13 protein-coding genes and 2 pseudogenes are annotated in these 10,563 nt (G+C 69.9%); 9 read left to right on the plus strand and 6 right to left on the minus strand.

All coding sequences use genetic code 11. From position 1 onward, the window contains the following. Positions 1-49: 49 nt before the first annotated feature. Both ACWD3C_RS46690 and ACWD3C_RS46695 read right to left on the minus strand, forming a co-directional pair. Entirely contained in the window at positions 50-226 is a 177-nt protein-coding gene (locus tag ACWD3C_RS46690; protein ID WP_451154603.1) for a hypothetical protein, read from the minus strand. After that, positions 223-609: a hypothetical protein gene (locus tag ACWD3C_RS46695; protein ID WP_451154627.1), complete on the minus strand. Its 387-nt coding sequence runs from the start codon at positions 607-609 to the stop codon at positions 223-225. The genes ACWD3C_RS46690 and ACWD3C_RS46695 overlap by 4 nt, the downstream gene beginning before the upstream one ends. On the opposite strand from ACWD3C_RS46695, the gene ACWD3C_RS46700 reads away from it, so the two are divergent. The 9 genes and pseudogenes from ACWD3C_RS46700 (at position 582) to ACWD3C_RS46740 (ending at position 6,226) form a co-directional block, all read left to right on the plus strand. After that, complete coding sequence (locus ACWD3C_RS46700; RefSeq protein ID WP_451154605.1) at positions 582-959, plus strand: response regulator transcription factor; 378 nt, start codon at positions 582-584, stop codon at positions 957-959. The two genes, ACWD3C_RS46695 and ACWD3C_RS46700, sit on opposite strands and share 28 nt — an antisense overlap. A gap of 2 nt (positions 960-961) precedes the next feature. After that, positions 962-1,222, plus strand: a complete 261-nt coding sequence (locus ACWD3C_RS46705; RefSeq protein ID WP_451154607.1) for an acyl carrier protein — start codon at positions 962-964, stop codon at positions 1,220-1,222. Positions 1,223-1,437: 215 nt separating this feature from the next. After that, a complete protein-coding gene (locus ACWD3C_RS46710) occupies positions 1,438-2,136 on the plus strand; it encodes a beta-ketoacyl synthase N-terminal-like domain-containing protein (RefSeq protein ID WP_451154609.1) in 699 nt (232 codons plus the stop codon). After that, a complete protein-coding gene (locus ACWD3C_RS46715; RefSeq protein ID WP_451154611.1) occupies positions 2,133-2,378 on the plus strand; it encodes a 3-oxoacyl-[acyl-carrier-protein] synthase III C-terminal domain-containing protein in 246 nt (81 codons plus the stop codon). The genes ACWD3C_RS46710 and ACWD3C_RS46715 overlap by 4 nt, the downstream gene beginning before the upstream one ends. 4 nt (positions 2,379-2,382) lie before the next feature. Beyond that, complete coding sequence (locus ACWD3C_RS46720; RefSeq protein WP_451154613.1) at positions 2,383-3,372, plus strand: hypothetical protein; 990 nt, start codon at positions 2,383-2,385, stop codon at positions 3,370-3,372. Beyond that, positions 3,369-5,063, plus strand: a complete 1,695-nt coding sequence (locus ACWD3C_RS46725; RefSeq protein ID WP_451154615.1) for an FAD-dependent oxidoreductase — start codon at positions 3,369-3,371, stop codon at positions 5,061-5,063. The genes ACWD3C_RS46720 and ACWD3C_RS46725 overlap by 4 nt, the downstream gene beginning before the upstream one ends. Beyond that, the gene (locus ACWD3C_RS46730; RefSeq protein WP_451154617.1) at positions 5,060-5,539 is read left to right on the plus strand and encodes an SCP2 sterol-binding domain-containing protein; all 480 of its coding nucleotides are present in this window, start codon (positions 5,060-5,062) and stop codon (positions 5,537-5,539) included. Before ACWD3C_RS46725 ends, ACWD3C_RS46730 begins: the two co-directional genes overlap by 4 nt. Beyond that, positions 5,536-5,703: pseudogene (locus tag ACWD3C_RS46735) on the plus strand (beta-ketoacyl synthase N-terminal-like domain-containing protein); the annotation flags it as partial. The gene ACWD3C_RS46730 and the pseudogene ACWD3C_RS46735, both read left to right, overlap by 4 nt. A 79-nt stretch (positions 5,704-5,782) precedes the next feature. Beyond that, on the plus strand, positions 5,783-6,226 hold the full coding sequence (locus tag ACWD3C_RS46740) for a beta-ketoacyl synthase N-terminal-like domain-containing protein (protein WP_451154625.1): 444 nt from the start codon (positions 5,783-5,785) through the stop codon (positions 6,224-6,226). Between the two features lie 96 nt (positions 6,227-6,322). Here the strand turns inward: ACWD3C_RS46740 and ACWD3C_RS46745 are convergent, their stop codons facing one another. The 4 genes and pseudogenes from ACWD3C_RS46745 to ACWD3C_RS46760 all read right to left on the minus strand — a co-directional run bounded on the left by ACWD3C_RS46745 (position 6,323) and on the right by ACWD3C_RS46760 (position 10,199). After that, complete coding sequence (locus ACWD3C_RS46745; protein WP_451154619.1) at positions 6,323-6,898, minus strand: GNAT family N-acetyltransferase; 576 nt, start codon at positions 6,896-6,898, stop codon at positions 6,323-6,325. Beyond that, a complete protein-coding gene (locus ACWD3C_RS46750) occupies positions 6,895-8,142 on the minus strand; it encodes an IS256 family transposase (protein ID WP_451154621.1) in 1,248 nt (415 codons plus the stop codon). Before ACWD3C_RS46750 ends, ACWD3C_RS46745 begins: the two co-directional genes overlap by 4 nt. Positions 8,143-8,235: 93 nt before the next feature. Further along, positions 8,236-9,259 (minus strand): annotated as a pseudogene (locus ACWD3C_RS46755) (IS110 family transposase); the annotation flags it as partial. Between the two features lie 295 nt (positions 9,260-9,554). Next, positions 9,555-10,199 (minus strand): dihydrofolate reductase family protein, encoded by a 645-nt coding sequence (locus ACWD3C_RS46760; RefSeq protein WP_451154623.1) that lies wholly within the window; start codon positions 10,197-10,199, stop codon positions 9,555-9,557. Between the last annotated feature and the right edge of the window lie 364 nt (positions 10,200-10,563).

Genomic DNA, 10,563 nt, shown 5'->3' on the forward strand with positions numbered 1-10,563 from the left:
GCGGTGCCCCACGAGCCACCCCCAGCGGCCCCTTCCACGGCCCGCCCCCCTACAGCGCCCAGTCCCGGGCGAACCCGGTCTTCGTCTTGTGCGGCCGGGCCTCGTACAGGTCCTCGGCAGCCCTCGTCTCCAGCGCGGCCAGGACGGCGGCCACCGGGTCGTATTCCCCGGCCGCGCCGCCGGCCGGGGCATCGCCATCCTCGACGTCCTCCAGCTCGGCGCTCATTCCCCTCCCCTCGGCTGCCTCTGGCTGTCTTGCTCCTCCTCAACGGGAAAGGCGACACCGCAGTCGAAGCAGAAAGTGATGGGGCTGTCCGGCGTCGCTGCGGTGACAACGCCAGGCACTACCGCCTCCTCACCGCAGCGTGGGCACGGATCGATCGGGAGCCTCGCGGGCTGCTGGAACGGACCGTCCGTCGGCGTGATCCGCCAGGGAAGATCGAGGATCTCGACAACGTAGTCCCATGCGTACAGCTTGGGATCCGCCGCCCACGGGCAGAACAGACACTCGGCCAGTTCCCCGCCGGTCACCAAGGCCCACTGGCAACAGTTCGGGCACTGCACCGTCCGGTCCCGCAGCGGTGCGAGCACCTCCTTCAGCCGCTCCATTCGCGCGTTGGCCGCCGGGCTGGCAGATCGCCGAGCTGGTGGCCACCGGGCGCACCAACCGGCAGATAGCGGCCGCGCTGTTCCTCAGCCGCAAGACCGTCGAATCCCATCTGAGCCGGATGTTCGGCAAGTTGTCGATCTCCTCCCGGGCGGGCCTGGCGCCGGCCGTGGAGCGGTTCCGGGCCTGCCGTCGGACCCCCTTCGGGGCCTCCACCCCTGACCCGGCCAACACACCTGGCGGAGGGACGGGAAAAATTCAGGGCGGCCGCGTGAACCTCTCCGATGCCCCGTCCCGCGGCCAGGGCCAGAGTGAATCCCGTGCCGCACAGGGGGTGGGGCACGGGAGGTGAACATGTCTTTGAGGACCGATCTCTACGCGGATATCACGGGATTCCTCCTGGCCGAGTGCGATGCCGACCCGGATGAACTCTCCGCGGAATCCGATCTGTACAACGACATCGGCATCGACTCACTCGACCTCGTCGCCATGGCGCAGACCCTTCAGGGTGCGTACGGCATCTCGATGGACGACGAGCGCATCGGTTCGCTCCGCACCGTCGGCGACGTCCTGGACTTCGCCGTCTCCAAGGTCGAAACCGAAGCAACCGCCTAGATCACGGGGAGACCCTGGAATGCCTGCCTACATCACCGCCATGGGGCGTTTCCTGCCCGGCGAACCGGTGCCCAACGAGGAGATCGAGGACTACATCGGCAGCGTGGGCCGCGCGAGTTCGGAGCTGCGCGAGCAGACCCTCGGCCAACTGCGGGATCAAGTCACGGCACTACGCCATCGACAAGCAGCACAAGACCCTGTTCTCCAACACCGACATGGCGGTCGCGGCGATCCGCCAGGCGGTGGACCGCTCGGACATCACTCTCGACGACATCGACCCCATCGCGGCGGGCACCGCCGTCCCGGATCTCATCGCGCCCGGCATCGCCAGCGGCATCCACGGCGAACTGGGCAGCCCGCCCTGCGAGATCGTCACCACCCACGGCATCTGCAGCTCCGGGATGATGGCGCTCAAGAACGCCTGCCTCCAGGTGGCGGCCGGGGAGAAGAAGAACGCGGTCGCCTCCGCCTCCGAACTGGCCTCGCGTTTCATGAGGAGCGACCGGTTCGCCGACGTCCGGCCGGTCTCGGACGACGGTGCCGTCGCCATGGAGATGGCGTTCCTGCGCTACATGCTCTCGGACGGCGCCGGCGCCGCGGTGGTACAGGACCGCCCGGCGGCCGACGGGGTGAGCCTGCGGATCGACTGGATCTCGCTCACCTCCTACGCCAACACCGAGAAGACCTGCATGTACATGGGCTCGGCCGACAACTCGGCGGAGCAGACCTGGTGGGACTACCCCTCCGCGGCCGAGGCCGCCGCCGACGGCGCGCTGGCGCTGCGCCAGAACCTGGGCCTGCTGCCGCATCTCGTGCGGCTCGGGGTCAAGGAGTACCAGCGGCTGCTCGACGAGGGCCGCTTCGACCCGGACAGCTCGCCTGGTTCCCCGCGCATTACTCCAGCGAGCGCATGAAGTCCATGGTGCTCAAGGAGATCGAGCAGAAGAAGGCCAGGGGCCCCTCCCTCGAGAAGTGGTACAGCAATCTGCCCCGGGTCGGGAACATGGGCTCCGCCAGCATCTACGTGATCCTGGAGGAGATGCTCAGCGAGAGCCTGGTGTCCCCCGGCGACAAACTCCTGGTGATGGTCCCCGAGTCCGGCCGGTTCGCGGTGTCCTTCGCGCATCTGACGGCCGTCTCCGCCGGGGAGGCCTGAGGTCATGGGTGCACAGCCCCGGGTGACGGTCTACTGGTACTCACAGACCGGTCAGCTCCTGGAATCCGTCTCCGCCGTCACCGACCCGCTGGAAAAGGCGGGTTGGGACATACGCAAGGTCGAGATCAGGCCGCGGGAACCCTTTCCCTTCCCCTGGCCCCTACGCCGCTTCTTCGGTGTCTTCCCCGCCTCCGTCGACCCCGACAGGGCACCCGAGATCACCGCCCGGCCGCCGGTGGCCGAGGATGACGATGCAGACCTGGTCGTCTTTGCCTTCCCCGTCTGGTACTTGGCTCCGGCGCTGCCCATGCGGGCGCTCGCCGGCGCCGAGCCGAAGGCGTTCGACAGGCGTGCCGTCGTCGGCCTGGTGGCCTGCCGGAACATGTGGTACTCGGCCGCCGTCGAGGTGCAGCGGCTGCTCCAGGCCGCGGGCGGCCGCTACGTGGGCACGATCGCCGCAGTGGACACCGCCTTTGCCGGGGTCACCTTCGTCACCACGCTGCGCTGGCTGCTCGCCGGCAAGCGGGAGGCGTCCTGGGGGTTCCCGCGCGCCGGTGTCGGCATGGACGAGCTGGACCGGCTCGCGCTCCTCGGCGAGCGCATCGCCGAACTCACCCCAGCGCAACCCGAACTCGCCCCGGAACAGGCCGAACCCGCGTCCCGCACCGCTTCCCAGGAGGCCCTGGCCGACCGGGTCCGCGACGTTCTCGCCGCCCATGACGCGGCCCCCGTGCACCCTCCGCTGGCCGCGGCCGACCTCCTGGCCGGGAAGGTCTTCCGGATCTGGGGCCGGGCCATCCGCGCCGCCGGCCGACGTGGCGAGGTCCAACGCACCGCGCTCACCAGGGCGTTCGTGCTCTGGCTGACCGGCGCCATCCTGGCCGGGCTGCCCGCAGTCGTCGTCGCCCGCGTCCTGTTCAAGGCCGGCTTCGACGCCGCGGTCGCCCGGCGCCTGGCACCGGTCGTCGCCCGTCTTTCGGAGGTACGCCGATGACTGCAGCCATAACCCATCCGCCGGAGGCCGCCGCGCAGGTGGAGGCCGACGTCGTGGTGGTCGGTGGCGGGCCCACCGGCCTCGCCACGGCCCACTTCCTCGCCGGACTCGGCGTACGCACGGTCGTCCTGGAACAGCGCACCGCACCGTCCGGCCATCCACGCGCCACGGTGATCAACTCGCGCACCATGGAGCTGCTCAGACACCTGGGCGTCGATGCCGAGGTACGCCGTGCCGGCGTGCCCCTGGAAAACACAGCGCGCATCACCTGGTGCACCGAGCTCTCCGGCACCGAACTCGCCGCCCTCGACATCATCGATTCGGCGGACGCCCTGATGCAGCGAGCCGTCAACAGCCCGGTTCTTCCCGTCATTTGCTCGCAGAACCGGGTGGAAGCGCTGCTCGTCGACCGGCTCCCCGAGGACGCACGAGTGATCCGCGGCGTCAGGGCCAAGGAGCTGACCCGGACTCCGTCCGGTGTCAGGGTGACGGCCTCGGGCGGGCGCCCCACCGTCGTCGAGGCCCGCTACGCCGTCCTGGCCGAGGGGCTGCACGGCTCGCTGCGCGAGACGGTGGGCCTGCGGCGGACCGCGGCCACGCCGCTCGGCAGGCTCCTCGACATCCACTTCAGCGCCGACCTCTCGCCCTGGACGGCCGGCCGGGAGAGCGCCCTGTACTGGGTGCTCAACGACACCGTGCGGGGCGTCCTCATCACCGTGGACCCCAAGCGCGGCGAATGGCTCCTGGAGATCCCCGCCCTCACCCCCGACGAGGAACACACCTACTTCGAGCAGGAAGTCGATCACCACAAGCTGATCGAGGCCGCCATCGGCGAGTCGGGCGAAGCGATCGGGGGGCTGCGCATCCACTCCGTACGGAACTGGGTGATGGGCTCCACCGGGCTCGCCTCCTGGCGCAGCGCCGACGGCCGGGTGCTCGCCGCAGGGGACGCCGCCCACACCTTCCCGCCCACCGGGGGCTTCGGCATGAACACCGGCATCCAGGACGCCCACAACCTCGCCTGGAAGCTGGCCGCGGTACTGCGCGGCGGTGCCCCCGACGCGCTGCTCGACTCCTACGAGCGTGAGCGGCGCCCGGTCGCGGAGTTCAACGCCCGGCACAGCGAGAGCAACGCCCTCCAGAAGCGGGCGCTGCTCCAATCCGACGCCGACCCGGCGGAGTTCGCCCGAACCATCGAACAGCACCGGCCACACTTCGACTTCGAGGGGCAGGTGCTGGGTTTCACCTACGCACCAGGCCCCGGCGAGCCGGTGGTCCAGGACGTGGTGACCTATCTGCCGACCGCCCAGGCCGGCCACCGGGCCCCGCACGCCTGGCTCGACCGGGCCGGCGACCCGATCTCCACAACCGACCTGACCCGCACCGGCTTCGCCCTGCTCACCGGGGCTGAGGGAGCCGTCTGGCAGCAAGTGGCGCAGGAGACCCCGACCGTCGTGGGCCTGCCCCTCACGGCAGCCGTGATCACCGCGGACGGGCCCCAACTGCGCGATGTCAGCGGAGCCTTCGCCGACAGCTACGCCCTGCACGGTCCGGAAGCGGTTCTCGTACGGCCCGACGGCCATGTCCTCGCCCGGCTGCCCGGCGTCGCACCACGGCAGGAACTGCGGCAGGCCGTCGACCGAATAGTCAACAGCGGGCCGGTGCCCGCACGAGCGGAAGGGCCCTCATGACGGCCGGACCGGCCTTCTCCCCGGAGCGAGTCGCGGCCTTGCGCTCCGGCGCACTCTGCGAAGTCCGCACCGCCCTCGCCGGGCTGCCGCGCGAGGACCTGGCGGCCTGGCTGGCCACACCCGACGGCGAGGACGTGCTGCGCACGGCCTTCGAGCGGATGCCCGAACGCTACACCGCAGGCCCCATGGACGGTCCGCAGACCGCCCGTTGGGAGGTCGAAAGGCCGCCGGCCGACACCGTCGCGTACGACATCGTACTGACCGAGGACACCTGCGACGTGCGCGAGACGGGGATCTCGGGCGCCCCCGCGGTCACCCTCGCCCTCGACGCGGTCAGCTTCGTGGAGATGGCCTCCGCCGCGGCCCAGGGCATGGACCTGTTGCTCCAGGGCCGGCTGCACATCCGGGGTGATGTGCACCTCGCGATGCGGATGGAGTCTCTCTTCGGGCTCGCCGAGCCAGGTGAACCCGGATGAGCACCGCCCCCGGGCGCCACCGGGTGGTGGTGACGGGCATCGGCATGGTCAACCCGCTCGGCATCGGCACCGAGACGGTCTGGACGCGGCTGCTCGCCGGAACCTCCGGCGTGGGACCGATCCAGGGCTTCGACGCCGACCGGCTGCCGGTGCGTATCGCCGCCGAGGTGACGGACTTCGACCCGACCGACTGGCTGACCCGCCAAGGAGGCCAGACGCCTCGACCGGTTCTGCCACTTCGCGATCGCCGCGGCCGAACTCGCGGTGGAGCGCGCGGACCTCGACGGCATCGACCGGGACGGCGCCGCCACCGTGATCGGCAGCGCCATCGGCGGCGCCGGCACCATGATGGCGGGGGTGCTGAAGGACGCGGCGGCACCCCGGATGGTCTCCCCGTTCTTCGTACCCAGCTCCATCGTCAACATGGGCGCGGGCACGGTCGCCCAGCGCTTCGGCTTCCGCGGCCCCGGCGCCGCACCGGTCACCGCCTGCGCCTCCTCGGCCGACGCGATCGGACAGGCCTACCGCATGGTCCGCGACGGCTATGCCGGGGCCGCACTCGCGGGCGGCTCCCAAGCATGCATCGCCTCGCCACTGATCGCGGGCTTCGCCAACCTGCGCGCGCTGTCCCGCCGCAACGACGAACCCCGCCGAGCCTCCCGCCCCTCGGCGCGTTTGCGTTGGTAGTACGCCTTCGAGGCCGGGCAGCTCTTCAGGCTCGACAGCGCCGACAGGTACATCGGAGTAATTGTCAATAGTTGTGGATCAGCATGTTCTCGGTGGTCAACTTGGTCGGGTGCTGCGGTAGTAGAGCATCCCTTCGTGGTCTGGTTCGAGGTCGGGGAGGGTGAAGCCGGCGGATTCGGCGCAGTTGCGACTGGCACGGTTGTCGGCGTCGATCCCGCAGAAGAACGTCTGGACATCGCCGACGTCGGGGTGGGTGAGGACGGCTTGGAGGGCGGAGCGGCCGTATCCGTGCCGCCACCGGTTGGGGTCGACCAGGTAGGCCAGGCCCATGGCGAGCCGGGGGTCGGCGTCGGACAGGATGGGGCCCTCGGGACCCTCGCCGTGGTAGCGGACCCAGCGGTCATAGACGTCGCCGCAGATGAACGCGACCGGCGTCCCGGCCTGATCCAGGCGGATCCACCCGTGGGAGCGCAGCACCATCGCGCCGCGGAAGGTGGTGCAGGGGTGCTGGCTGATCAGCCGCAGCTGACGGTGGATCCAGAACCGGCCGCCCAGGCGCCTCTGGACCTCGGGGTGGTCGAACCAGTGCTCGATCTGGTGCGCCCCGGTCTCGGTCAAGGGGTGCAGCCGCATCCGCGGGCTGTCCGGCTGTGTCTGCGAGGGCCGGCTCATGCTGCCGCCTCGCGTTCGACGAGGACGCCGTTTTCGAACGTGGCGCCCGCGCGGACCAGGGCGACGAGGTGGGCTCCGGTGACCGCGCGCCAGCGGGCCTGGGCGGATTCGACGAGCTTGAACACCATCGCGAGGGCTGCGGCCGGGCTGCCGGCGCCGCGGGTGACCTTGGTGCGGAGCTTGACGGTGGAGAACGTCGACTCGATCGGGTTCGTGGTCCGCAGGTGGATCCAGTGCTCGGCCGGGAAGTCGTAGAACGCCAGCAGCTCCTCGGCGTCGTCGGTGATCTTCGCGACGGCCTTGGGCCACTTCGCCCCGTAGGTCCTGGCGAACGCCTCGATGGCCTTCTCCGCGTGCGCGCGGTCCTCGGCGTTGTAGATCTCCTGCATCGCCTTCGTCGCGCCCGGCTGCGCGGACTTCGGCAGGGCGTTCGTGACATTCCGGGCCTTTTGGACCCAGCACCGCTGATGGCGGGCGGCCGGGAACACCTCGGCCAGCGCCTTCCACAGGCCCATCGCGCCGTCCCCGACGACCGGCTCGGGATCACGCATGCCCCGGCGGCGGCAGTCCCGCAGCAGGTCGGCCCAGGACTCGGTGGACTCGCGCAGCCCCTCGGCCAGCGCGATCAGCTCCTTGGTGCCGTCCAGCCGCACACCCATCAGCACCAGGACGCAGGAGTGCGCCTGCCCGAGCCGGACCTTGGGGTGCACCCCGTCCGCCCACACGTACACGTAGTCGGACTCGGCGAGGCCGCGCTGCTGGAAAGCGGCGTGGTCGTCCTGCCACTGCTTCGTCAGCCGGGTCACGGTGGCCGACGACAGACCGGCCGCAGAGCCGAGGAACTGCTCCAGCGCGGGCACGAAGTCCCCCGAAGACAATCCGTGCAGGTAGAGCAGCGGCAGCACCTCGCTGACCTTGGGCGACTTGCGGCACCACGGCGGCAGGATCTTCGAGGAGGACCGCATCCGCTCGCCGGTGGCCGCGTCCACCCTCTTGTCGTTCACGCGCGGGACCGTGACCTCGACGGGACCCGCGGCGGTGGTCACGGTGCGGGGCCGGTGATGGCCGTTGCGGACCACCAGGCGGCGCCCGGAACCGTCCGTCTCGGCGGCCAACTCGGCTATGTACTGGTTGACTTCGGCCTCCAGCGCGGCGGCGAGCATCCGCCGTGCGCCCTCGCGGACGATCTCGTCGATCAGGGAGCCGGACTCGGTGGAGCCGTCGGCGTTCACGACGCTGAGCACGGGCGTGCCTTCCCGACCCGCGCTGCGAACGCGGGCCTACTCGGTGACTGGTCGATCAATCACCCGGGAAGGTACGCCCTTCGCGTGCTCCCGGGGAGCCGATCCACAAGTCCTGAGCACTGCTCGGTACATCGCGTTGAGCAGGCCGCGGTGGAAGCGCCGTGGTCTGCGGAGGTTGCCGGTGACGCGGCCGGAGTCGCGTGGGGCCGGGGCCAGGCCGGCGTATCCGGCGAGCCGGTCGGCACTGCCGAAGGCGTCCGTGTCGCCGCCGGTGGCCGCGATGAACACGGCGCCCAGCTGCTTGCCCATGCCGGGCAGGTTCAGGATCACCTCGGCGTGCGGGTGCTCGCGAAACCGGGCCTCGATGAGTGCGTCGACTTCAGCGATCTCCTCATCGAGGGCCATCACCCCCTTCGCCAGCCGCACGACCATGGCGGCGGCCAGCTGCTCGCCGGGCAGGGCCGTGTGCTGCGCCTCCGCGGCCCCTGGCAAGCGCGGCAGCACCGCGGACCTTGCGGTTGCGCAGCCACGTCTCGATGCGCCTGGCTCCGCTGCGGCGGATCGCCGCCGGGGTCTGGTAGCCCGTCAGCAGCATGACCGGGCCCTTGTTCGTCAGGTCCAGGGCACGCTCCAACGCCGGGAACATCTCCAACAGTTGGGCTCGGAGCCGGTTGATCTGCCGGGTGCGGTCGCAGACCAGGTCGGTGCGGCGGGTGGTCAGGGTGCGCAGGTCGACGGCGATCTCGTCGCCGGGCCGCAACTGGCCGAGGTCACGGCGCATGCGGGCCTGGTCGGCGATGACGAAGGCGTCCTTGGCATCCGTCTTGCCCTCGCCCCGGTAGGAGGCCGAGGCGCGGTGCACGGTCAGGCCGGTGATGTAGACCATCGGCTGGCCGTGGCCGAGCAGCAGGCCGATCAGCAGGGCGGCGCCGCCGTGGTTGAGGTCGACTGCCCACAGCACGTCGTCGTCGAGGGCCAGGACGTCCCCGATCAGTTCCAGCAGAGCCGATTCGTCGTTCAGGACCCGGCGGGACAGCAGCCGTTCGCCGTCCGTGTTGATCACTACACAGTGATGGTGCTCCTTGCCGATGTCCACTCCGGCCCATATCCGGGGCACGGTCACCTCCGCCAGCGCGTCGCGCTCCTACAGCCCAGCAGACGACCTCGCCGACGTTGCCCTACACAGCGATCGAGTCGCATCTCCCCATTGGCGGTCGAGTCGTCGCGAGGCTCCGGGCGGCCAAGCCTTTCCAGCCATCGGACGGCTACCGCATGACAGCCATACCCAGAGCCCCTGGGTCCCGCCAATCTTACGAATGACCAGTTCGAACCCAACAGCAAAGAAAGTAGGGCAACCGCTGGCGGCGGACGCCCCCTCGCAGTCGCAGCCTGAACTCGAGTGGGCCCTCGCCTCACCTTCGCCAGAACAGGTGGTGCGTCACGCCGCTCGAGCTGGGCACGATCTCCAGGTGGAACCGGTCGAGCAACTCATCCGGGGACTCCCAGAGCCGTAGTCCGGACCCGAGCTTTACCGGCGAGACCGCCACATGCATGGTGTCGACGAGGTCAGCATCAAGGAACTGCCGGATGGTGGTGACCCCGCCGCCGAGTCGGACGTCCTTGCCCTGCGCCGCTTCCCGCGCCCGTTCGAGGACTGTGGCCGGGTCGCCGTCGACGAAGTGAAACGTGGTGTCGGAGAGCGTAAACGACGGACGCTTGTGGTGAGTCATGACGAACACCGGTGTGTGGAACGGGGGCTCCTCCCCCCACCAACCGCGCCACTCATGGTCCTGCCAGGGCCCGCGCTGGGGCCCGAACTTGTTGCGGCCCATGATCTCGGCACCGATGTTGCGTGCGAAGTCTCGCGTGAAGTAGTCGTCGAGGCCCCGGCTCCCTCCGGGATCCGCGCGCATGGGCCAGCTCGCCGTGGCTCCGGCCCAGGCGAACAGCCTCTCGGGATGGTCGTGGCCGAACGGTCTCTCGAGACTCTGGCGCTCACCGGCACCGATTCCGTCACTCGAGACGTTGAAGTTCATGACTCTCAGTAGTTGATCCACGTGTTTCCTCGTCAGGTCCTGTTTGCGTCATTGTGTGCCGAGGCGCCGCACATCATGACGTCGAACGGGACGTGGCCGGATCGACAGCGGCCCGCAACTTTTTTCCAAAGCGTGTCAGGAAGCGGTCCCGTTGGCAGTGTGGCCGTGGCGGACGCGGACGGCATCGAGGTGGCCGGGGTGGCCGCCGCGACCATTCACATGCGTCGCAACGGACGTCACCACCCATCCAACCGTTCTCGCCAACCCGGCGAACCTTCCCGGTCAGAGCCCTAGTGTGATGCGCCAGAAAATCTGAGTTTTAGTTCTGCTCGGTTGTGTCGGTTGTGTCGGTGCTGGGCCTGACCGTGGCCAGGTAGTCGGCGAG

This window comes from Streptomyces sp. NPDC002845, assembly GCF_053591955.1.